The organism is Rubrivirga sp. S365, assembly GCF_032248475.1.
GTDB classification, from domain to species: Bacteria; Bacteroidota; Rhodothermia; order Rhodothermales; family Rubricoccaceae; genus Rubrivirga; species Rubrivirga litoralis.
Genome location: NZ_JAVTTN010000001.1, coordinates 2,967,215 through 2,989,345, shown reverse-complemented (window position 1 = coordinate 2,989,345; position 22,131 = coordinate 2,967,215). Strand labels below are relative to the sequence as shown.

Here is a 22,131-nt window from a genome sequence, read left to right as displayed (position 1 = left end):
AGGGCACGCTACCGCCCCGCCCATGACCCGCCGCGTGCTCCTCATCGACCCCGTGTCCCCGGACTCGTACCAGGCGCGGACGCTCTACGACCGCGCGCTCAGCGCCCCCGAGGCCAGCGTCGTCCGCGTGGCCGAGGGGCTGGCGCAGGCGGGCCACCGCGTGACCGTGGCGCAGCGCGGGCGGACGTGGCCGTCGCGCTCGCCGGGCGGGGTGGCCTACGTCCCGTTCGCCTACGGCGGCGACTGGGGGCACCTCCCGCGCGCCGAGGCCGTCGTCGTGGTGCGCCAGGCGAAGGTGCTGGCCCGGACGCGGGCGCACTTCCCGGACGCGCGCCTCGCGCTGTGGCTCCACGAGACGCCGGGGAGCCGGCAGCGCGCGCTCGGCCCGGCCCTGCTCGCGGCCCGCGCCACGGCCGTCTGCCCCTCGAACGCCCACCGCGCCGCGCTCCACGACTTCCTCCTCCGAAAAGCCGGCGACGGCCCCGCCTCGGCGCCGTCCGCCCGCGTCTACAGCCCGGTCGACGACGACCTCCGCCCCGACCGGACGGCGGTCGACCCGGACAAGCTCGTCGCGTTCGCTGGCCCACGCGGCGCGCTCGACGAGGTGCTCGCCGCCTTCGCCCACGTCCGCCGGCGGCGGCCGACGGCGCGGCTCGTCGTCCTGGGCGGGCGGGGCGGCCGCCCCGCCCTGCCCGAAGGCGCCGTCGCGCTAGGGCCGCTCCCGCACCGCGGGGTGCTCCGCCACGTCCGCGAGGCGTTCGCTGTGTTCGCCCCGCAGACCCGGGTCGAGGGGCCGCTCGCGCTCGCGTTCGCCGAGGCCAACGCAGTCGGCACGCCGGTCGTCGCGCACCCGGACGCGGCGGCGTGCGAGGCGCTGGCCGAGGCGGTCGGCGAGCAGCGCCAGCTCGTCGACGCCCGCGACCCGTCGGCCGCCGCGCGGCGGCTCGCGCGATGGTGGGACGAGGGGCGGCCCGAGGTCGACGGCGCGCCCCGGTTCCGCACGCACCGGGTCGTCCGCGACTGGGAGCGGCTGCTGGGGCTCGACCGGACCGACCGCCCCGCCCTCCGCGTGCCCGTCGCCGTCCCGGCCGCCCCGCCCGTTGCCGTCCCGGCCGCCCCGCCCGTCGCCGTGGCCGCCCCGCCCGCCGCCGCATAAGGCACGGGCGGGGCGGGGTGGTCAGTAGCCGGCCTCCAGGTCGACCGCGTTCGCGAGCGGCTGCCCGCGCCGGTACCGGCCCAGGTTGTCGAGGAAGATGGCGAGCGCGCGGTCGGCGTAGTGCGGCGCCTGCCCGGCCACGTGCGGCGTGACGACCACGTTCTCCATCGCCCACAGCGGCGAGTCGTCGGGGAGCGGCTCGTCCTCGAACACGTCGAGCCCGGCCGCCGCGAGGCGCCCCGATTCGAGCGCGGCCACGAGCGCGCCCTGGTCGACCGTCTCGCCCCGCCCCACGTTGACGAGGACGGCGCGGGCGGGGAGGGCCGCGAACGCGCCGGCCCCGACCATCCCCCGCGTCGCGTCGGTGAGCGGGAGCGACATCACGAGCACGTCGGTCTCGGGGAGCACGTCGAGCAGGCCGTCGTTCGTCACCGTCCGGTCCACGCCCGGCACGTCCGAGCCGTCGGCGTGGTGCTGGACGGCGGTCACGAACATCCCGAACGCCGACGCGAGCCGGGCCACGCGCGCGCCGATCTCGCCCACCCCGAGGAGCACCACGCGGCGGCCCTCCAGCTCGAACGTGCCCTCGGCGGCGTCCGGGTTCCACCGCCCCGCCCGCTGGCCGATGACGTGGGCGGGGAGGCGCCGGCCGAGCGCGAGGAGCAGCGCGAACACGTGCTCGGCGATGGGGACGGCGTGGACGCCCGACGCGCTCGTCACGAGGAGCCCGGCGGGGACGTCGGCGCCGCCCTCCAGGAGCCAGTCGAGCCCGGCGCTCCACGACTGGATCCACCGGAGGTCGCTGGCCTGGGCGACGTGCGCGGGCTCGGCGTAGCCGAGCACGATCTCCACCCCGGCCAGGCTGTCGCCGGGCGCGCCGCGGCGGACGTCGTAGCCCGCGGCGGCCTCGCGGACGAGCGCGAGCCGGTCGTCCGGCAGCCGGTCTTCGGGGACGGTGACGAGGAGGACGGGGGCGTCGGCCATAGCGGAGAGGGCGGGGTGGCGTGGACGTCTCGGGCACCGCCCCGCCCCGCCCGGGTTCCGAGGCGCCCGAGTTCGGAGCCGCCCCGCCCGAGCCCCGATCTTCAGCCGCCCGATTCCCGCTCCGCTCGCTGGACCCGCGGGCGGGGCGGCCCGTTCTTGGCGCTGCCCGCTGCCCGCTGCCCGCTGCCCGCTGCCCGCTGCACCCCGCCCACACCACCCCGCCCCATGTCCGACGCCGCCCTCGACGCCGCCCGCTCCGCCGGGCTCACCGACGTCCACGCCCACCGGGTCGCGCTCGTCGAGCGGCTCGTGCTCCGCGTCGCCCGCGAGCGCTACGGCGACGCGGTCGTGGGGCACGTCGAGGACTGGCTCGCGCGCGTCCGTGCGGGCGGGGCGGCGGCGTTCGACGGCGTGGCCGAGGCCGTCGCCGAGACGTCCGTCGAGGCGCTGGCCGGCGTGCTCCGCACGCTGACGGCCTACTTCCACCTCGTCAACAAGGCCGAGCAGATCGAGATCGTCCGCGTCAACCGCGAGCGCGAGGTGGGCGCGACGGCCGAGGACCCGCGCGGCGAGTCGGTGATGGAGGCGGTCGCCGACCTGAAGCGGGCGGGGCGGTCGCTCGACGAGGCGCGGGCGCTCGTCGCCCGGCTCGACATCCAGCCCACGCTGACGGCGCACCCGACCGAGGCCCGGCGGCGGACGGTGCTCCACCACCAGGACCGGGCGGCCGCTGCGCTCGACCGGCTCACGTCGGCCGGGTCGGGCCAGGCCCTCACGCCGGCCGAGGCCGACGCCGCCGAGGCCGAGGCGCTGGGCCGGCTCCGGCTCCTGCTCGCCACCGACGAGGTCCGCCCCGCCGCCGTGACCGTGCGCGACGAGGTCCGCCACGGGCTCTACTTCGTGGCGACGTCGATTTGGGACGTCGTGCCGCGCATCCACGCCGACCTGCGGCGGGCGTTCGCGGACGTCTACGGGGCCGAGGGCCTGTCCTTCCCGCCCGTCCTCCGCTACCGCTCGTGGATCGGCGGCGACCGCGACGGCAACCCCAACGTGACCGCCGAGGTGACGGCGTGGACGCTCCGCGCGCACCGCGAGGACGCCCTGCGCCTCCACCGCCGCGCGCTCGACGCGCTCCGCCTGGACCTGTCCGTGAGCGACCAGCAGGCCGAGTTCCCGGACGAGCTGTGGGCGTCGGTCGAGGCCGCGCGCGAGACCGTGCAACTCCCCGAGCGGCGGTGGCGCCAGAACGCGCACGAGCCGGTCCGCCTGAAGATTATGCAGATGGCCGAGACGCTCGACCGCCTCCTCGACGCGCTACCCGAGGGCGGCTCGGGGCAACGGCGGACGGGCGCCGCCCCGCCCGACTACAGCGCCGCCGACTTCCGGGCCGACCTCGACCTCATCGCGCGCTCACTCGAAGCGGCCGGGCTGGGGGCGCTGGCCGAGACGGGCGGGCTAGCCGACGCCCGCGTCCGCGCCGAGACGTTCGGGTTCCACCTGGCCGCCCTCGACCTCCGGCAGCACAGCGCCACGCACGAGGCGGCCGTCGCCGACCTCCTGCGGCGCGCCGACGTCGAGCCGGACTACGCGGCGCTGGGCGAGGACGACCGCGTGGCGCTCCTGACGCGCGAGCTGAACAACCCGCGCCCGTTTATCCGCCTGGGCGGGGCGGTGGGGCCGGACGCCGACCGCGTGCTGAGCGCGCTCCGCGTGGCGAAGGCGGCGCTGGACCAGGAGCCCGACTCGATCGGCTCCTACATCGTGTCCATGACGGACGCGGTAAGCGACGTGCTGGAGGTGCTGCTGCTCGCCAAAGAAGTCGGCCTGTGGCGGCGGCACGCGGACGGGACCGTCGAGTCGGCCGTCGACGCCGTGCCGCTCCTAGAGACGGTGGCCGACCTGGAGGCCGGGCCGGACCTGATGGCGGCCCTGTTCGAGAACGAGGTCTACGCCGCCCACCTCGCCGCGCGCGGCGGGCTCCAGGAGATCATGCTGGGCTACTCGGACTCGAACAAGGACGGCGGCTACTGGCAGGCCAACTGGTCGCTCCACAAGGCGCAGGGCGCGCTCGCGCGGACGTGCCGCGAGCACGGCGTCGACCTCCGCTTTTTCCACGGGCGGGGCGGGACCGTCGGGCGGGGCGGCGGGCGCGCAGGCCAGGCCATCCGCGCCATGCCGCCCGAGGCGCAGACGGGGCGCATCCGGTTTACCGAGCAGGGCGAGGTCATCTCGTTCCGCTACGCGCTCCCGGGCATCGCGCGGCGGCACCTCGAGCAGATCGTCCACGCCCAGATTGGCGCCCTCGCCGACGCGCCGGACGAGAACGCCGACGTGTGGGACGGTCCGCAGGGCGGGGCGGCCCGCGACCTCATGGAGCGCCTCGCCGACCGCGCCATGACGACCTACCGCGACCTCATCGACGCCCCGGACTTTTGGCCGTGGTACGTGAAGGCCACGCCCATCGAGCACATCGCGAACCTGTCGATCGCGTCCCGCCCCATCTCGCGCAAAGGGGCGGCGGACCTGGACTTTGCCGGCCTCCGCGCGATCCCGTGGGTGTTCTCGTGGACGCAGCCGCGCTACACGGTCCCCGGCTGGTACGGGGCGGGCACGGCGCTCGCCGAGGCCATCTCGGGCCAGGACCTCGACCTTCTCCGCCGGCTCCAGGCCGAGTGGCCGTTTTTCCAGGCCGTCTCGGGCAACGCCATGCGCGAGCTGGCCCGGGCGCGGCTCGTGGTCGGCCGCCGCTACAGCGCGCTCGCCGAGGCCGCGGGCGCCCACCCCGCCCCGTTCGAGCACGTCGAGACGGAGTACGAGCGCGCCGAGGCCGCCTTCCTCCGCGTGACGCGGCAGGACACCCTGCTCGCGCAGAGCCGGACGATCGCGGCGACCATCCGCTACCGCAACCCGGCCACGGACGTCCTCAACCTCGTCCAGCTCGACCTCATGCGCCGCTGGCGGGGCGGCGACCACGGCGACGAGATCGGGCGGGCGCTGCTGGTCTCGGTCAACGGCATCGCGGCGGCCATGCAGTCGACGGGATGAGGGAAAAGGGATGAGGGAAAAGGGAAAAGGGAAAAGGGAAAAGGGAAAAGGGAAAAGGGAAAAGGGAAAAGGGAAAAGGGAAAAGGGAAAAGGGAAAAGGGAAGCGCGGGCGGGGTGGCGCCGGTTTTGTTCCGCCCGCCCCGTCCACATCTGGGCGGGGCGGTCGTGGAAGTCGTCGAGGCCCACGAAGGACGGCGGTAGTTCCCCTCCTGGACACCCCGAAGGGACGGCGCAGCCAGGAGGGGCTAGGGGTGGTTGTCGGGAGGGCGGGGCGGTCGGAGAAAGGCACCGCCCCGCCCGTGGCCGCCCCGCCCGTGGCGGGCTCGCGCCTGGGCGGGGTGGGAGAACCCTGAAGAACCCGCGCGGGGCGGACCGTGGGGCGGGGCGGGGCCGTCCAACCGTGTCCGACCTCTCCTCCCTTCCCCTCGCCCATGTCCGTCTCGCTCAAGCCCCTCGACCAGCAGACCCTCGTCATCACCGGCGCCTCGTCCGGGATCGGCCTCGCGACCGCCCTGGAAGCCGCCAGCCGCGGCGCCGACCTGTTCCTCGTCGCGCGCGCGCCCGAGGACCTCGACGAGGCCGCCGAGCGGTGCCGCGCGCTCGGCGCCGACGTCGAGACGATGGCCGCCGACGTGGCCGACCGCGCGGTCCTCGACCTCATCGCCCAGACGGCGACCGAGCGGTTCGGCGGGTTCGACACCTGGATCAACAACGCCGGCGTCTCGATCTACGGCGAGATCAAGGACGTCCCCGAGGAGTCGGCGCGGCAGCTGTTCGAGACGAACTACTGGGGGACCGTCCACGGCAGCCTCGTCGCGGCCGAGCACTTCCGCACGCGCAGAGGCACGGGCGGGGCGATCATCAACGTGGGGAGCGTGCTGGGCGACCGGGCCATCCCGCTCCAGGGCCACTACTCCGCCTCGAAGCACGCCGTCAAGGGGTTCACCGACGCCTTCCGCATGGAGCTTGAGAAAGAGGGCCTGGCGGTGAGCGTGACGCTCATCAAGCCCAACGCCACCGGCACGCCGTACACGGAGCACGCGGCCAACTACATGGACCGCGAGGCCGCCCTGCCCACGCCGGCCTACGCGCCCGAGACCGTCGCCCGCGCCATCCTCTCGGCCGCCGAGCGCCCGGTCCGCGACGTGACCGTCGGCGCCAAGGACGGCGCGCTGACCGTGCTGGGGACGATCGCCCCGCGCCTGACGGACAAGCTCATGGAGGCCTCGTTCTTCGACCAGCAAAAGGGCGACGCCCCGTACACCGGCGACCGCTCGGGGACGCTCCAGGAGCCCGTGCCCGGCAGCGGCCGCGTCCGCGGCACCGTCGACGGCCACGTGTTCCAGTCGAGCCCGTGGGCGCAGCTCCAGGCCCGCCCGCTCGCGACGACCGGCCTCGCGCTCGGCGCGGCGCTCGCGCTCACGCTTGGCCTCCGTCGGAACTAGTCCGCCACGCCTGCCGAGCGCCCCGCCCCGCCCCGCCCCACGCGCCGGGCGGGGTGGGGCGTTGTGCTGGGTCCGGGCGGGGCGGGGTGGCCGCTCGCGCCGTCGGCGGGCTGGAGAGGTCGTGGGAAGACGAGCGCCGCCGGGGCCGCCCCGCCCGGCGTTATCGTTCACGCACACCCCGCCCCGCTCCGATGCCGTTTTCGCTTCCCACTGGGCGCCCGCTGGCGCTCGCCCTCGCCGCCCTGGTCGTCGCCGCCCCGCCCGTGGCGGCTCAGAACACCGACCCCGTGCGGAGCGCGCCGGGCACGGTGATGGGTGTGAACGCGGTCGCGCCGACGCCGGCCGCCGAGCGGACGCGGGCCGCGGCCGTGCGCGCCGACCTCGCGCGGCGCTCGGCAGTCGCCGAGGTCCCCTTCCGGTCCGTCGGGCCGACGGTCATGAGCGGGCGCGTGACCGACGTCGAGGGCAAGCCGGGCGACCCGAGCGACTTCTACGTGGCCTACGCCTCGGGCGGCCTGTGGCGGACGCAGAACGCGGGCGGCTCGTTCGAGCCGCTCTTCGACGACCGGCCGCAGATCACGATCGGCGACATCGCCGTCGACTGGCGCGACCCCGAGGGCGACGGGCCGACCGTCTGGGTCGGCACCGGCGAGTCGAACTCGTCACGGTCGTCGTACGCCGGCTCCGGCGTCTACAAGTCGACCGACGGCGGCCAGACGTGGGCGCACCTGGGGCTCGACGAGACCCACCACGTCGGCCGCGTCGTGGTCCACCCCGCCGACCCCGACGTGGCGCTCGTGGCCGCGGTCGGCCACCTGTACTCGCCGAACCCCGAGCGCGGCCTCTACCGGACTGACGACGGCGGGGCGACGTGGACCCACGTCCTCTCGGTCGACGACGACACGGGCGCCATCGACGCCGTCCTCGACCCGACCGACCCGGACCGCGTCTACGCGGCGACGTGGACGCGCGCGCGCCGGGCGTGGGACTTCCGCGAGGGCGGGGCGGGCTCGGGCCTCTGGGGCTCGACCGACGGCGGCCAGACGTGGGCGCGCCTGAACGTCGAGGGCTCCGGCTTCCCGACCGGCGCCGACGTCGGGCGGATCGGCCTGGACGCGCACCCGAGCGGGGCGCTCTTCGCCGTCGTCGATAACCAGGCGCGGCGGCCCGAGGAGGAGCCGGACGAGGACGCGCCGGCCGTGACCCGCGACCTCCTCCGCGCCATCTCGACCGAGGACTTCCTCGCGCTCGCCGAGGACGACCTCAACGCGTTCCTCGACGCCAACAACGTCCCCTACAGCTACACCGCCGAGTCGATCCTGGAGATGGTGCGGGCGGGGCGGATCCAGCCGGCCGACCTCGTGGCGTTCCTCGAAGACGCCAACGCCCAGCTGTTCGACACGCCCGTCGTCGGCGCCGAGGTCTACCGCTCCGACGACCACGGCGCGACGTGGACGCGGACGCACGAGGGCTTCCTCGACGACCTCTTCTACAGCTACGGCTACTACTTCGGCGTCCTCCGCGTGGCGCCCGACGACCCCGACCGGCTCTACGTCCTGGGCGTCCCGCTCGTGGCCTCGTCCGACGGCGGGGCGACCTGGGCGCGCGCCGACGCGCCGCAGGTCCACGTCGACCACCACGCGCTGTGGTTCGACCCGACGCGGCCCGGCTACATGATCTCGGGGAACGACGGCGGCCTCAACGTGAGCTACGACCGCGGCACGACGTGGTCGAAGCTGAACACGCCGGCCGTCGGCCAGTTCTACGCCATCCAGGTCGACGACGCCGAGCCGTACAACGTCTACGGCGGGCTCCAGGACAACGGCGTCTGGGTCGGCCCGAGCACCTACGAGGCGTCGCGCGGGTGGCTCGCCGAGGGCGAGTACCCCTACCACCGGATCATGGGCGGCGACGGCATGCAGATCCAGGTCGACGACCGCGACGGGACCGTCTACACGGGCTTCCAGTTCGGGAACTACTTCCGCACAGACCGGAGCGGGGAGGGGGAGGCCGAGCGCGTCGTGCCGCAGCACGAGCTGGGCGAGCGGCCGCTCCGGTTCAACTGGCAGGCGCCGATCTGGCTCAGCCGCCACGTCCCGGACGTCCTCTACCTGGGCTCCAACAAGGTCCACCGCTCGCTCAACCGGGGCGAGGACTGGGAGGCGTTGTCCGACGACCTCACGGGCGGCGGCACGCCGGGCGACGTCCCGTTCGGGACGCTGTCCTCGCTCCACGAGTCGCCGCTCGAGTTCGGGCTCCTGGCCGCCGGCACCGACGACGGCCACGTCTGGGTGAGCGAGGACGGCGGGCGGACGTGGCAGGACCGCTCGGCCGGGCTCTCGCCCGACCTCTGGGTAAGCCGCGTCGAGCTCTCGGGCCACGACCGCGGCCGCCTGCTCGTTGCCCTCAACGGCTACCGCTGGGACCACTTCGAGAGCTACGTCTACGCCTCCGACGACCTCGGGCGGACGTGGCAGCGTGTCGGGCTCGACCTCCCCGCCGAGCCGGTCAACGTGGCCAAGGAGGACCCGAGGAACCCGGACGTCGTGTACGTGGGCACTGACGGCGGGCTCTACCTCTCGCTCGACCGGGGCGCCTCGTTCCAGGCCTTCCACGGCCAGCGCGCCCGCCCCGCCCCCGGCGACGGCGACCGCGGCCCGTTCATGGGGCCGGACTCCGGCGCCGATTCGCCCGCCCTCCCGTACGCGCCGGTCCACGACCTCGTGGTCCAGGAGCGTGAGGCAGACCTCGTCGTCGGCACGCACGGGCGGTCGATCTGGATCGTCGACGTGGGCCTCGTCCAGCAGATGACGCCGGCGGTGCAATCCTCTGCGCTGCACGTGTTTGCGCCCGATACGCTCACGCACAACGAGAGCTGGGGCTCGCGCGGCTACACCTGGTCCGACCCGCGCGAGCCGTCGGTCCAGATCGGCTACACCACGACGGCGACGGGCACCGCCCGCGTCCGCGTCCTCGACGCCGAGGGCGGGGTGGTGCGCCAGATGGACGACGCGGCCGAGCCCGGGCTCAACCTGCTCGCCTACGACCTCCGCGCCGACCGCGCACTCGGCGACGACCACGAGCCGGGAGAGGACACGGGCGCGTTCACCCTCGTCCCCGGCGAGTACGTCGTCGAGGTGACGCTGGCGGGGCGGACTGAGACCGCCCCGCTCGTGGTGGAGGCCGGGCCGGAGCCGCGGAGCCGGGCGCGCAAAAAGGCCCCGTGACCGACCGCCCCGCCCCGGAGGGCGGCCGAGAGGAGAGGGGAGAGGCGGCCCCGCCGTCTCCATCCCGCCCCGCCCTCTGGCTCGGCGACCGCCGCGGCGCCGCCGTCGACTGGACGACGCAGCAGTGGGTCAAGGCGACGGGGCGCCGCGTGGACGTGGCCGAGACGCCGTGGCTGGACGGGCCGACGGGTGAGCCCTCGGGGATCGGCGAGGAGTTTTTCGAGGCGTGGGCGGCCGCGAACGGCCTAAGCGTCGAGGAGGACCTGGGCGCCGAGGCGGGCGGGGCGGCGCGCGGGCTGCTCCCGTCCCTGGACGCGCTCTCCGGCCCCGGCTTCGACGCGGGCGCGGTCGACGCGTCGGTCCGCGACTTCTACGGGCGGACGTCGGCGTACGAGGTCGAGGCGTGGGCCGAGTGGAGCGGCTTGTTCCGGCCGTTCGGCGGCCTCGTCGCCACGCTGTTCAGCCGGCGGCTCGACCAGCTCAACCTCCCCCTCGGCGCGCTCGACACGAGCCGGGGGACCACCTCGCGCGTGCTCCACCTGGTCCGCCCGGGGGGCGGGGTGGCGATGGCGGCGTGGGTGCGGACGCTCCGCGCGACGGGCCGCTCGCTCTATGTCGGGGCGTACTCGGCGGCGCGCGTGCCCGGCCACCCCGCCCCGTGCGTCCGCGTGGTGTTCCCGCTCCCGAACGGGGCGTGTACCGTGCTCCTGCGGCCCGAGGTGGACGAGGGCGGCGCGCTCCGGCTCGTGTCGAGCGGGGCGGCGTGGGGCGATCCCGGCCTCTACCTCAACGTCCACGACGGCGGCCGCGTGTGGGGCCGGGCCGTCCGCTCGCTCCGCGAGACGATCCGGGTGTACGCCGCCCGCGACGGGGTCCGCACGGACCACACGCTGCGGCTGGGCGGGCGCGTGTTCCTCCGCCTCCACTACCGCCTGACCGCCCCGCCCGCGGCGTAGGGCGGGGCGGGTCAGCGGCCGGCGCGGACGCGCTCGAACGCCTCGACAAACCGCTCGGCGTCGGCGGGGTCGAAGGCGGGCGGCCCGCCGTCGTCGCCGGTGTGGAACGTCCCGCTCCCCTCGCCGTCGAGGGACTCGATGTCGAGGCGGCCGTCGCCGTCGTGGACCACGCGGACCTCGTCGACCGGGAGCTGCACGGCCCGGTCGAGCACGCCGCCGACGGCGTCGGTGAGGGTCTCGGCGATAAACCCGCCCACCCCGCTCCGCTCGGTCTCCAGCTCGGCCGCGAGGTCCTTTTCGATCTCGGCGCGCTGCGCGTCGGAAAGGTGGAAAAAGACGACGCGGTCGGTGAGCCCGAGGGTCAGGACCCCGTCCGTGCTCGTGATCACGAGCTGCTCCGTGCCCGGGGGCGGGGCGTCGGTAAAGGCGGCGTCGGCCGGGGGCGGGGCGGCGTCGGCGCTCGGGTCGGGCGTGACGTCGGACGGCTCGGGCGCGCAGGCGGCGGCGAGGAGCGCGAGGGCAAAGAGCAGGGCGAGGCGCATGGCGGGGCGGCCGCGAGGGCGGGGCGGTGGCGTGCGGGCTCTGACGGGCGGGGCGGTCTAGGGTTACGCCTCCCCGCCCCGGTGGCGGGCCTGTGCCGCGCGGTCCGCTTACCGCCTCGCCCGCGCGGGTGCGAGAGCGTCGCCGGTCGAGGCCAAAAAAACGCCCCGACCGGCATACGCCAGTCGGGGCGGAGCGGGCGGGTCGTGCCGGTTGTCGTCCCCCCGGACAGATCGCCAGGCTCGACCTCGCTCGATGCCTGAACGTAGGGATCAGAACGCGTCCCGTCAAGGGGTCTTCGCATATTGAGTGAAGCATCAGGTGAAACCCCTGCCGCCCGTCAGCGATATTGCGGCCCCCTCCCGCTGGGCCGCCCCGCCCGCCCCGTCTCAATGCTCCTCCGCTCGTTCGAGAACCGGGCGTTTATCGCGCTCGTCCTCCTCGTCACCGTCGCGCTCGTGTGGACGCTCTCGGGGTTCCTGCTCCCCGTGTTCTGGGCGACGGTCCTCGCCATCCTGTTTACGCCGCTGTTCCAGTGGGTGCGGCGGGGGATGCGGGGGCACAACTCGCTGGCCGCGCTGACGACGCTCCTCATCGTGTTCGTGCTCGTCATCGTCCCGCTCGTGGTGCTGGGCGGGGCGGTCACGCAGGAGGCGCTGGGCCTCTACAACCGGGTCGTGTCGGGCGACATCAACGTGACGGAGCCGCTGCACACGGCCGAGCAGCTGCTCCCCGAGCTGACGCAGCGGGCCGAGGAGCTGGGCGTCGACTTCGACCGGATCCGCGAGAACGCGGCGCAGGCGGCCCTCGCGGTGGGGCAGGGGCTGGCCACGCGCCTGCTCTCCGTGGGCCAGCAGACGCTCCAGTTCGTGCTGCTCCTCGCGGTCACGCTCTACGTCCTGTTCTTTTTCCTCCGCGACGGCGACCGCCTGACGGACACGCTCATCCGCGCGCTCCCGCTCGGTGACCCCCGCGAGCGCCGGCTGCTGACGAAGTTCGTCGCCGTCACGCGGGCGACGGTCAAGGGCACGTTCGTGATCTCGGCGGTCCAGGGCGCCATCGGCGGGGTCACGTTCGCGCTCCTCGGGCTGGGGTCGCCCGTGCTCTGGGGCGTCGTGATGACGGTGCTGTCTTTTATCCCCGCCATCGGCGCCACGATCGTCTGGGGGCCGGTCGCGCTCTACCTCCTCCTGACCGGACAGGTCGTCGAGGGCCTCATCCTGATCGGCGTCGGGGCCGGCATCATGGGGACGGTCGACAACGCGCTCCGGCCCATCCTCGTCGGCCGCGACGCGGGCATGCCCGACTACGTCATCCTGCTCTCGACGCTGGGCGGGTTGGGCACGTTCGGGGTCTCGGGCCTCGTGATCGGCCCGGTCGTGGCTGGCCTCTTCCTGACCGTGTGGGAGCTGTTCACCGAGGAGTTCGCCACGGCCGACACCGACGACCCCGACGTGCCGGGCGACGACCCCGAGGAGGCCGCCGCCGCCGAGCCCGACCCGGCCGCGCTCACGGGAGCGCCCAAGACGTCTCCCGACGACGAGGCCCCCACGTCGGACGTGGTCCTCGACCTGTAGCGGGCCACCCCGCCCCAACGTCTCGGCGTCTGGCGGGGCGGCGGCCGGGCCGGGCGATCTGCCCTTGGCGCCCGGGCGGGGCGGCGGTACCGTCTCCGCCACCCCGCCCCGCCCATGCGCGCGCTCCTCGCCGGTCTCGTCCTCGTCTCGCTCGCCGCGGGGTGCGACTCAGCCTCCGACGAGACGGCGGTCGACGTCACGTTCCGCGACGAGGGCGGGGCGGTCGTCTCGACCGGCCGGCTCCGCCTGGACGAGCCGCTCAGCACGGGCGCGACGGTGTCCGGGACGTACCGGCTCAGCGACGCCGGCCTCACGCCCAACCAGAGCGGGCGGCTCCGCGCGACGTGCGAGAGGGGCGGGGTGGTCAGCGTGGGCCGGCTCAGTGTCGCCGTCGACCTCGACGCGAGCGACGCGGGCCTCACCCTGGAGGGCGCCTGCGGCGTCGACTCGCCGAGCAGACTGGGTGGCGGCACGTGGAGCCGGATCACCGTCGCCGGCGCGGTCCCCGGCGGCCGGTTCGAGGTCGAGTAGCGCCGCCCCGCTCGGCGCCGCCTCGTGACCGTCCGCCGACGCCCCGCGACCGCTCGCCGCCCCGCCCTTGCGGCGCGGGCGGGGCGGCCGGACGTTGGCGGCCTCGCCACCCGGCCCTTTGGGTCCGGCCCGCCCATGCACCGTCTCCTTCTGCTCTTGCTCCTCGCCGCCCTCACCGCCTGCGACAGCGGCGCGGATGGGCCGCTCGGCGGCCGCTACGACGTCACGCTGTTCGAGGGCGGGGCGGCCGTCGCCACCGGCACGCTCCGGCTCAACGTGGAGGACCTGACCGTCTCCCCGGCGGCCGTCTCGGGGCGGTGGCAGCTGGAGCCCGCGGGCGACGGAGACGCGCCGGGCATCCCGGGCGACGGCGTCCTGCGCGGGACGTACGACGGCGAGGCCGTCCGCCTGTCGCTGCTCGTCGGGCCGGAGGGGGCGCCCGAGTTCGACGCGGGCGTCGGGCTGGACGGGACGGTCGCGGGCGACGAGATCCGCGGAGAGTGGGGGGCCGGTTTCAGCGACGGACCCGCGGGCACGTTTGAGGCCCGACGCTAGACCGCCCCGCCCACGGCCGAGGGCGGGGCGGTCGTCGGCGGCCTCTCCACCCCGCCCCGCCCGAGCACGGCTCAGCAACAAAAAGCGCCCCGGCGGCCGAAGCTGCCGGGGCGCTCGCGTGCGCGGTCGGACCCGAAGGCCGGACCCCGAGGGCGGACCCAAAGGGCGGGGCGGTTAGCTCTGCGTGCCGCCCTCGTCGACGACCTCGAAATCGGCGTCCTCGGCGCCGTCGCCGCCGGGCGGGGTGGCGCCGGCCTGGGCGTCGGCGGCGGACTGGGCGCCGCCGGCCTCGGCCTCGGCCTGCTGGGCCTTGTACAGGTCCTCGGACGCGGCGCTCCAGGCGCCGTTGAGCTGCTCGACGGCCGACTCGATCTCGTCCAGGTTCTGGTTCTTGTGGACCTCCTTAAGCCGTTCGAGGGCGCCGTCGATTTGCGCCCGCTTGTCGGCCGGGATCTTGTCGCCGTACTCGGCCAGGTTCTTCTCGGTCGAGAAGATGAGGCTGTCGGCCTGGTTGAGCTTGTCGACCGACTCCTTCCGCTTGGCGTCCTCGGCCGAGTTCTCGCGGGCCGCCTTGCGCATGGCCTCGATCTCCTGCTCCGAGAGCCCGGACGAGGCCTCGATGCGGATCGACTGCTCCTTGCCGGTCGCCTTGTCCTTGGCGCTCACCGACAGGATGCCGTCGGCGTCGATGTCGAACGTGACCTCGATCTGCGGCACGCCGCGCGGGGCCGGCGGGATGCCGTCGAGGTGGAAGCGCCCGACAGTCCGGTTGTCGACGGCCATCGAGCGGTCGCCCTGGAGCACGTGGATCTCGACCGACGGCTGGCTGTCGCTCGCCGTCGAGAACGTCTCGGACTTCCGCGTCGGGATCGTCGTGTTGGCCGGGATGAGCGGCGTCATGACGCTGCCCAACGTCTCGATGCCCAGGTTGAGCGGGGTGACGTCGAGGAGGAGCACGTCGGAGACGTCGCCCGAGAGCACACCGCCCTGGATGGCCGCGCCGAGGGCCACGACCTCGTCCGGGTTGACCGACTTGTTCGGGGCCTTGCCGAAGAACTCGCGGACGACCTCCTGGATCTTCGGGATGCGCGTCGAACCGCCGACGAGGATGACCTCGTCGACCTGCTCCTTCGAGAGGCCGGCGTCCTTGAGCGCCTTCTGCATCGGCGGGATCGTGCGCTGCACGAGGTCGTCGACGAGCTGCTCGAACTTGGCGCGTGTGAGCTCCAGCGTGAGGTGCTTCGGCCCCTCCTGCGTGGCCGTAATGAAGGGGAGGTTGACCGTCGTCGCGGCGCTGGCCGAGAGCTCGATCTTGGCCTTCTCGGCCGCCTCCTTGAGGCGCTGGAGCGCCATCGGGTCGTTGCGGAGGTCGATCCCCTCCTGCGACTTGAACTCGTCGGCGATCCAGTCGATGAGGCGCTGGTCGAAGTCGTCGCCGCCCAGGTGCGTGTCGCCGTTCGTGGACTTGACCTCGAAGACGCCGTCGCCGAGCTCTAGGATGGAAATGTCGTAGGTGCCGCCGCCCAGGTCGTAGACGGCGACGACCTCGTCCTCCTTCGTCTTGTCGAGGCCGTAGGCGAGGGCGGCCGCCGTGGGCTCGTTGAGGATGCGCTTGACTTCGAGCCCCGCGATCTGGCCGGCCTCCTTGGTCGCCTGGCGCTGGGAGTCGTTGAAGTAGGCGGGGACCGTGATGACGGCCTCCGTCACGCGCTCGCCGAGGTAGTCCTCGGCCGTCTGCTTGAGCCGGCCGAGCACCATAGCCGAGATCTCCTGCGGCGTGTACAGCTTCTCCTCACCGCCAGCGTCGACGCCGATCCGAGCCACCCCGCCCTCGCCCTTGGTCACGGTGTAGGGGACCGTCTTGGTCTCCTCGGCGACCTCGGAGAGCTGGCGGCCCATGAACCGCTTGACGGAGAAGATGGTGTTCTGCGGGTTCGTGATGGCCTGGCGCTTGGCCGGGGCGCCAACGAGCCGCTCGCCGTCCTTCTTGAACGCGACGACGGACGGCGTCGTCCGCCCGCCCTCGGCGTTGGGGACGACGACGGGTTCGTTGCCTTCCATGACGGCGACGACGGAGTTCGTCGTGCCTAAGTCGATGCCAATGATCTTGCCCATGAGAGTGGAGGGGGTCTGTCTACAGGTAAAAAAAGAGGGGACGCCGACGGGGCCAGGGCGGTCGCTCGTGGGCGGGGGACCTACGTCCGCGCCGCTGCCGAGGATCCGCCGGCCGCCCCGCCCAGGCCGCCCCAGCGGGGGCGGGATGAGCCACGGGAGCGGCCAGTCCTGCCGGGGCGTCACCCGGTTCGTATCGCCCAAACAGAGGACAAGAGCCGTGCCACCCCGCTTCTGCTGCCGTTGTGGCAGAGGGTGGCGCAGGAGTCCGGCCGCCCCGCTCCAGCGGGCGGGGCGGGGTGGCCGGGCGCTCGGGGTCTGCCCCGGCCTCTCCTCCTCGTCGGCCTGAACGGGCGGGTCGGACGTGCCAGGCTGCTGGATCATGAGGGGGGGGCGAGGGCGCTGCCCCGCCCGATGCCGCCCCGCCCGTGCGCCCCGCCCGTGCGCCCCGCCCGTGCGCCCCGCCCGTGCGTGGGCGGGGTGCGGTCAGGAGCGCCTCGTACTCGGCCTTCACCGACCGCCCCGCCCGTGCGTGGGCGGGGTGGTGCATCTTCTGCCCGCTGCCCGCTGCCCGCTGCCCGCTGCCCGCTGCCCGCTGCCCGCTGCCCGCTGCCCGCTGCCCGCTGCCCGCTGCCCCGGGCGGGGTGGAGGCGGCCCGGCGGGGGGCGCTATCTTGGCCGCCCCGCCCGGTGAGCCGCGCCCCACGGGTCCCGTCCCCTGGATCGCCCCGATGAAGCACGTCCCCAACGCCCTCACCGTCGGTCGCATCCTGGTCGCGCCGGTGTGCCTGTACCTGCTGTGGACGGGGACGCTGGGGGGGCAGGTGGCCGGGGCCGCCCTGTTTATCGTGGCCGCCATCACGGACTGGCTCGACGGCCACTTTGCCCGGCGCTACGGCGTGGGCTCGCGGCTCGGCCAGTTTCTCGACCCGCTGGCCGACAAGGTCCTGGTGCTCGGCGGCTTCTTTCTCGTCCCCTTCCTGGACCCGCTCGACCAGGGGCTCGCGAGCCTGGGCGGGGCGTGGCCCGCGTGGCTCGCGATCGCGGCCATCGCGGTGCGCGACCTCGCCGTGACCGTCCTCCGCGTGGTCTACGAGCGCCGCGGGCGCCCGCTCCAGACGTCGTCGGCGGCCAAGTGGAAGACGGCGTGGCAGCTCACGTTCCTCATCACGGCGTTCGTGTTCCTGGCCGGCACGCACATGCAGGCGCTGGGCGGCGCGCTGGGCGCGCTGGGCCGGTTCCTCTCGGCGGCGCTCGCGAGCCCCGCCCCGCTCGTGTTCCTGCTCGCGACGGCCGCGGTGACCGTTTACACGGGCGTCCTCTACTTCCGCTCGTCGTCGGCCACGGCCGTTTAGCGGGAGCCCGCCCCGCCCAGCGGAGACGTTCTGCGGACGGACCTGGCGGGCGGGGCGGCGGCTCCTCCATCCTTATGTCGACTTCCGAGACCCTCGCCCGCGACCTGCTCCGCATCGGGGCCGTCGCGCTCCGCCCCGACCAGCCGTTTACGTGGGCGAGCGGGCGGCTCGCGCCCGTCTACACCGACAACCGGCTCGCGCTGTCCCACCCCGCCGTCCGCGACCGAGTGGTCGCCGGGTTCGTGGACCTCGCCGGGCGCGTGGGCAGCGTCGAGGCCGTCTCGGGCACGGCCACGGCCGGCATCGCGCCCGGGGCGCTCCTGGCCGACCGGCTGGGTGTCCCGTTCAGCTACGTCCGCGCGGCGGCCAAGGGGCACGGGCGGGAAAACCGGATCGAGGGCCGCGTCGAGCCGGGGCAGCGCGTGGTCGTGGTCGAGGATCTGGTGTCGACGGGCGGCTCGGTCGTCTCGGCCGCCGAGGCGCTCCGCGAGGCGGGCGGGGCGGTCGTCGGCGCGCTCGCCGTCTTTACCTACGGGTTCCCCGAAGCCGACCGCGCGTTCGACGACGCCGGGCTGGATCTCCACACGCTGACGGACTTCGAGACGCTCGCGCGTCTCGCCGCCGAGACCGGCGCGCTCGGTGAGGGCGCGTGGAGCGTGCTCCGCGCCTGGCGCGACGACCCCGCCGGCTGGAGCCGCGAGCGGGGCGGGGCGGGGTAGGGGAGCCGCCCCGCCCCTGCGCGATGTGGGCGGGGTGGTGCACCGCCTCCGCCCCGCCCACACCGCGCGGACCGACGGCGTTGCCCGGCGGCGTTGCATGCAACGCCGCTACGGCGTCCGCCCCGCCGGCGCCGTGGGCGGGGTGGTCATCTGCCGCCCGCCGACCTTCCGGCCGTCTTCCGCCCCGCCCGCGCGCTGGGACCGGGCGGGGTGGGCATCTTCCGCCTTCCGCCTTCCGCCTTCCGCCTTCCGCCTTCCGCCTTCCGCCTTCCCGCATGACCGGACACCTGCTCACCGTCGGCGACGAGATCCTGCTCGGCCAGATCGTTAACACGAACGCGGCGTGGCTGGGCGAGCGGCTGGCCGGCGCCGGCGTCGACCTCCGCCGCGCCGAGACGGTCGGCGACGACGTGGACGTGATCGCGGCGGCCATCGAGCGGGCCTACGCCGACGGCGCCGCGGTCGTCGTGGTCACCGGCGGGCTCGGCCCGACGCACGACGACGTGACGCGGGCGGCCGTGGCGCGCGTCTTCGGCCGCGACCTCACGTTCCACCCCGACCTGTTCGCCGCCATCGAGGCCCGCTACACCGAGCGCGGCCGGACGATGCCGCCCATCGGCCGCGTCATGGCCGAGGTGCCGGACGGGTTCGACGTGCTCGACAACCCGAAGGGCACGGCGCCCGGCCTCTGGGGCACGCGCGAGCGGGCGGGGCGGCGCGACGTGGTCGCCGTCCTCCCGGGCGTCCCGTACGAGATGGAGGCGATCACCGAGGGCTCGGTCCTCCCGCGCCTCCGCGCGCTCCAGGACGGGTTCGTCCTCAGCCGCACGCTGCTGACCGTGGGACGGGGCGAGAGCGACTTGGCCGGGATGCTCGACGGCTGGACCGCCCCGCCCGGGCTGGCGCTCGCCTACCTCCCCAGCCTAGGCACGGTCCGCCTGCGCGTGACGGCGCGCGGGCCGGACCGCGAGGCGGCGCAGGCGCTCGTCGACGAGGGCGCGGGCGCCCTCCGCGACCGGCTCGGGACGCTCGTCTTCGGCGAGGGCACGACGACGCTGGAGGCCGTCGTGAACGACCTGCTCGCGGAGCACGGGCGGACGGTCGCGTTCGCCGAGAGCTGCACGGGCGGGGCGGTCGCCGCGCGCGTGGCGTCGGTCCCCGGCGCCAGCCGCGTGCTCCGGGGCGGCGTCGTGGCCTACGACAACGCGGTCAAGGCCGACCTGCTCGGCGTGGCGTCGGACGCGCTCGACGACTTTGGCTCGGTGTCCGAGCCCGTCGCGCTCCAGATGGCGCGGGGCGTCCGCGAGCGCCTGGGCGCCGACGTCGGCGTGGCGACGACGGGCGTCGCGGGGCCGACCGGGGGCACGCCCGAGAAACCCGTCGGCACGGTCTGGGTCGCCTACGCGGACGCCGACGGCGAGCGGGCGGTCGGCCTCCGTCTCACGCGCGACCGGACCGTCAACATCGGCCTCACGACGACGGCGGCGCTGGACCTCCTGCGGCGCCAGACGCTGCGGTCGGTGGGGGAGGGATGAGGCGCGCGGGCGGGGTGGTGCCCGTTTGATTCCGCCCCGCCCTTTGGGTCCGCCCCACGACGGGCACCCGTAGGAACACGGCTTGCCGTGTCCGGGGCGGGCGGGGCGGCCGGAGCCCACGCCGCGCTAGAAGCAGGCTGCCACCCCGCCCCGCCGGCTCCTGGGCGGGGCGGCCCACCACCCCGCCCGCCGAACGTTTGCGGGCGGGGCGGGTACTCCAGCGCGAGGGCACCCCGACAAGGCGGGCCGTGACGCGGAGGTGTCACCCGACGTCCGTATCGTGGGCGCTCTCCCTCTTGCACCGCGCGGCCCCGCCCCGGCCCCGACCTCCAGCCCGCTCCCTAGAGCCCGACCCCATGGCGAAAACGACCACCGCCCCGCCCGCCGACTCCGCCGCCAAGGCGAAGGCCCTCGATCTGGCCATGAAGCAGATCGACAAGCAGTTCGGGAAGGGCGCCATCATGAAGATGGGCGACGCCCCGCCGGTCGAGATGGACGCCATCTCGACGGGGTCGCTGACCCTCGACCACGCGCTCGGGATCGGGGGCGTCCCGCGCGGCCGCATCATCGAGATCTACGGCCCCGAGTCGTCGGGCAAGACGACGCTGGCGACCCAGATCATCGCCGAGGCCCAGAAGCGCGGCGACCAGTGCGCGTTCATCGACGCCGAGCACGCCTTCGACCCGACCTACGCCGAGAAGCTGGGCGTGAACACGGACGAGCTGCTCATGTCGCAGCCCGACACCGGCGAGCAGGCGCTCGAGATCTGCGACATGCTCGTGCGCTCCGGCGCCCTCGGCGTCGTCGTCATCGACTCGGTCGCCGCGCTCGTGCCCAAGGCCGAGATCGAGGGCGAGATGGGGGCCAGCCACGTCGGCATCCAGGCCCGGCTCATGAGCCAGGCGCTCCGCAAGCTGACCGGCACGATCAAGCGGACGAACACGATCCTCATCTTCATCAACCAGATCCGCATGAAGATCGGCGTCATGTTCGGCTCGCCCGAGACGACCGCCGGCGGCCGCGCGCTCAAGTTCTACGCGTCGGTCCGCATGGACATCCGCCGGATCGGGGCGCTCAAGGACGGCCAGGAGGTCGTCGGCAACCGGACGCGCGTGAAGGTGGTCAAGAACAAGGTGGCGCCCCCGTTCCGCCAGGCCGAGTTCGACATCGTCTACGGTGAGGGCGTCTCGTCCTTGGGCGAGCTCGTCGACCTCGGGCTGGAGCACGACATCATCCAGAAGTCGGGGTCGTGGTACAGCTACGGCGAGGAGAAGATCGGCCAGGGCCGCGACGCCACAAAGGAGTGGCTGCGGACGAACGAGGACCGGCGCGAGGCCGTCAAGCAGTCGGTCAAGGAGGCGCTCGGGATGGTCCCCGGCCCGGCCCCGTCCGACGACGACAGCGACGACGTGGAGGTGGAGAGCGCGCAGGAGGCGCTCCTAGAAGACTAGGCCGCCCCGCCCCGACTCCGACGCCGCCCGGTCCACACCGGACGGCGTCGCTCGTTAGAGCGGACCCGAAGGGCGAGACGCGGGGCAGACGCCGGAGCGGGCGGGGTGGTCGGTTCTCCGGGTCCACGCCTCCGCCGTCACACGTCCCCCAGGGCGGGGCGGATCAGGACCTCCTCGACGACTGAGCGGGGCGAGAGGCCGGCCACCTCGACGGCCACGCGGGCGACGTCCTCCGGCGGCATGAGCCGGTCGGCCTCGACGCCCGCGCCCTCCCACGACGGCGTGAGCGTGGCGCCCGGCAGGAGCACCGTCACGCCGACGCCGGTCCCCTTGGTCTCCTCGCGGAGCGCGCGCGCGAGGCCGAGGACGGCGTGCTTGGCCGCCCCGTACGCCGCCCCGCCCGGGTAGCCGCGGACCGACGCGACCGACCCCATCATGAGCACGCGGCCGGAGCCGCGCGCGAGCAGGGCCGGCAGAAAGGCGCGCGTGACCAGGAACGCGCTGACAGCGTTGACCTCGATCTGCCGCCGGAACGTCTCGGGCGACGTGTCCAGAAACCCGCCCGGCGTAAACAGGCCGGCGTTGTTGACGAGCACGTCGGGCACGCCGAGCTGATCGGCCACGTCGCGGCCGAGCGCCTCGACGGCCGCGTCGTCGGTCACGTCGCACGGGAACACGTCGGCCTGGCCGCCCCGCCCGCGGCAGTCGGCGGCGACGACCTCCAGCTTCGCCTCGTTCCGGCTGACGAGGGCGAGGCGCGCGTCGTCCTGCTCGGCGAAGGCGCGGGCAATGGCGGCGCCAATCCCTTGGGAGGCGCCGGTGATGAGGACGAGCGACATGGCAGGCGGAGGGGCAGCGGGCGGGGTGGCCTCCAACGCAGCGGGCGCGCGGCGCCGTTCCCGGCCGGTAGCTTCGGACCGCCCCGCCCGCCGACTGCGCGGGCG

General features: G+C 74.6%; 16 protein-coding genes. 12 read left to right on the top strand and 4 right to left on the bottom strand.

Annotation, left to right across the window (positions count from 1 at the left end; all coding sequences use genetic code 11):
- Positions 1 to 22 precede the first annotated feature (22 nt).
- Entirely contained in the window at positions 23 to 1,156 is a 1,134-nt protein-coding gene (locus RQM47_RS13085) for a glycosyltransferase (RefSeq protein WP_311661541.1), read from the top strand.
- Positions 1,157 to 1,177: 21 nt separating this feature from the next.
- Here the strand turns inward: RQM47_RS13085 and RQM47_RS13080 are convergent, their stop codons facing one another.
- Positions 1,178 to 2,140 carry a D-2-hydroxyacid dehydrogenase gene (locus tag RQM47_RS13080; RefSeq protein WP_311661543.1) on the bottom strand — a complete coding sequence of 321 codons (963 nt, stop codon included), beginning with the start codon at positions 2,138 to 2,140 and terminating at the stop codon, positions 1,178 to 1,180.
- A gap of 225 nt (positions 2,141 to 2,365) precedes the next feature.
- Here RQM47_RS13080 and RQM47_RS13075 point away from each other — a divergent pair, with 225 nt between their 5' ends.
- From RQM47_RS13075 to RQM47_RS13060, 4 genes are all read left to right on the top strand, one after another.
- Positions 2,366 to 5,185, top strand: coding sequence for a phosphoenolpyruvate carboxylase (locus RQM47_RS13075; RefSeq protein ID WP_314009251.1), 2,820 nt, complete (start codon positions 2,366 to 2,368; stop codon positions 5,183 to 5,185).
- A gap of 431 nt (positions 5,186 to 5,616) precedes the next feature.
- Positions 5,617 to 6,630 (top strand): SDR family oxidoreductase, encoded by a 1,014-nt coding sequence (locus RQM47_RS13070; protein WP_314009250.1) that lies wholly within the window; start codon positions 5,617 to 5,619, stop codon positions 6,628 to 6,630.
- Positions 6,631 to 6,821: 191 nt separating this feature from the next.
- Positions 6,822 to 9,857, top strand: a complete 3,036-nt coding sequence (locus RQM47_RS13065; protein WP_314009249.1) for a VPS10 domain-containing protein — start codon at positions 6,822 to 6,824, stop codon at positions 9,855 to 9,857.
- Positions 9,854 to 10,813, top strand: a complete 960-nt coding sequence (locus tag RQM47_RS13060) for a hypothetical protein (RefSeq protein ID WP_314009248.1) — start codon at positions 9,854 to 9,856, stop codon at positions 10,811 to 10,813. The genes RQM47_RS13065 and RQM47_RS13060 overlap by 4 nt, the downstream gene beginning before the upstream one ends.
- 11 nt (positions 10,814 to 10,824) lie before the next feature.
- On the opposite strand, the gene RQM47_RS13055 is transcribed toward RQM47_RS13060, so the two are convergent.
- Entirely contained in the window at positions 10,825 to 11,355 is a 531-nt protein-coding gene (locus RQM47_RS13055) for a hypothetical protein (protein ID WP_314009247.1), read from the bottom strand.
- Between the two features lie 390 nt (positions 11,356 to 11,745).
- Between RQM47_RS13055 and RQM47_RS13050 the strand changes: the two genes are divergently transcribed.
- From RQM47_RS13050 to RQM47_RS13040, 3 genes are all read left to right on the top strand, one after another.
- Positions 11,746 to 12,930, top strand: a complete 1,185-nt coding sequence (locus RQM47_RS13050; protein WP_314009246.1) for an AI-2E family transporter — start codon at positions 11,746 to 11,748, stop codon at positions 12,928 to 12,930.
- Between the two features lie 114 nt (positions 12,931 to 13,044).
- Positions 13,045 to 13,461 carry a hypothetical protein gene (locus tag RQM47_RS13045; RefSeq protein ID WP_314009245.1) on the top strand — a complete coding sequence of 139 codons (417 nt, stop codon included), beginning with the start codon at positions 13,045 to 13,047 and terminating at the stop codon, positions 13,459 to 13,461.
- A 135-nt stretch (positions 13,462 to 13,596) separates the two neighbouring features.
- Entirely contained in the window at positions 13,597 to 14,016 is a 420-nt protein-coding gene (locus RQM47_RS13040) for a hypothetical protein (RefSeq protein ID WP_314009244.1), read from the top strand.
- 174 nt (positions 14,017 to 14,190) lie between these two features.
- Here the strand turns inward: RQM47_RS13040 and dnaK are convergent, their stop codons facing one another.
- Positions 14,191 to 16,131: a molecular chaperone DnaK gene (gene dnaK / locus RQM47_RS13035; RefSeq protein ID WP_311661558.1), complete on the bottom strand. Its 1,941-nt coding sequence runs from the start codon at positions 16,129 to 16,131 to the stop codon at positions 14,191 to 14,193.
- A 727-nt stretch (positions 16,132 to 16,858) separates the two neighbouring features.
- Here dnaK and RQM47_RS13030 point away from each other — a divergent pair.
- From RQM47_RS13030 to recA, 4 genes are all read left to right on the top strand, one after another.
- Positions 16,859 to 17,482 carry a CDP-alcohol phosphatidyltransferase family protein gene (locus RQM47_RS13030; protein ID WP_311661560.1) on the top strand — a complete coding sequence of 208 codons (624 nt, stop codon included), beginning with the start codon at positions 16,859 to 16,861 and terminating at the stop codon, positions 17,480 to 17,482.
- 74 nt (positions 17,483 to 17,556) lie between these two features.
- The gene (pyrE, locus tag RQM47_RS13025; protein ID WP_311661562.1) at positions 17,557 to 18,201 is read left to right on the top strand and encodes an orotate phosphoribosyltransferase; all 645 of its coding nucleotides are present in this window, start codon (positions 17,557 to 17,559) and stop codon (positions 18,199 to 18,201) included.
- Between the two features lie 275 nt (positions 18,202 to 18,476).
- Entirely contained in the window at positions 18,477 to 19,736 is a 1,260-nt protein-coding gene (locus tag RQM47_RS13020; protein ID WP_311661563.1) for a CinA family nicotinamide mononucleotide deamidase-related protein, read from the top strand.
- A gap of 356 nt (positions 19,737 to 20,092) precedes the next feature.
- On the top strand, positions 20,093 to 21,187 hold the full coding sequence (gene recA, locus RQM47_RS13015; RefSeq protein ID WP_311661564.1) for a recombinase RecA: 1,095 nt from the start codon (positions 20,093 to 20,095) through the stop codon (positions 21,185 to 21,187).
- 137 nt (positions 21,188 to 21,324) lie between these two features.
- On the opposite strand, the gene RQM47_RS13010 is transcribed toward recA, so the two are convergent.
- Positions 21,325 to 22,026 (bottom strand): SDR family oxidoreductase, encoded by a 702-nt coding sequence (locus RQM47_RS13010; protein WP_311661566.1) that lies wholly within the window; start codon positions 22,024 to 22,026, stop codon positions 21,325 to 21,327.
- Between the last annotated feature and the right edge of the window lie 105 nt (positions 22,027 to 22,131).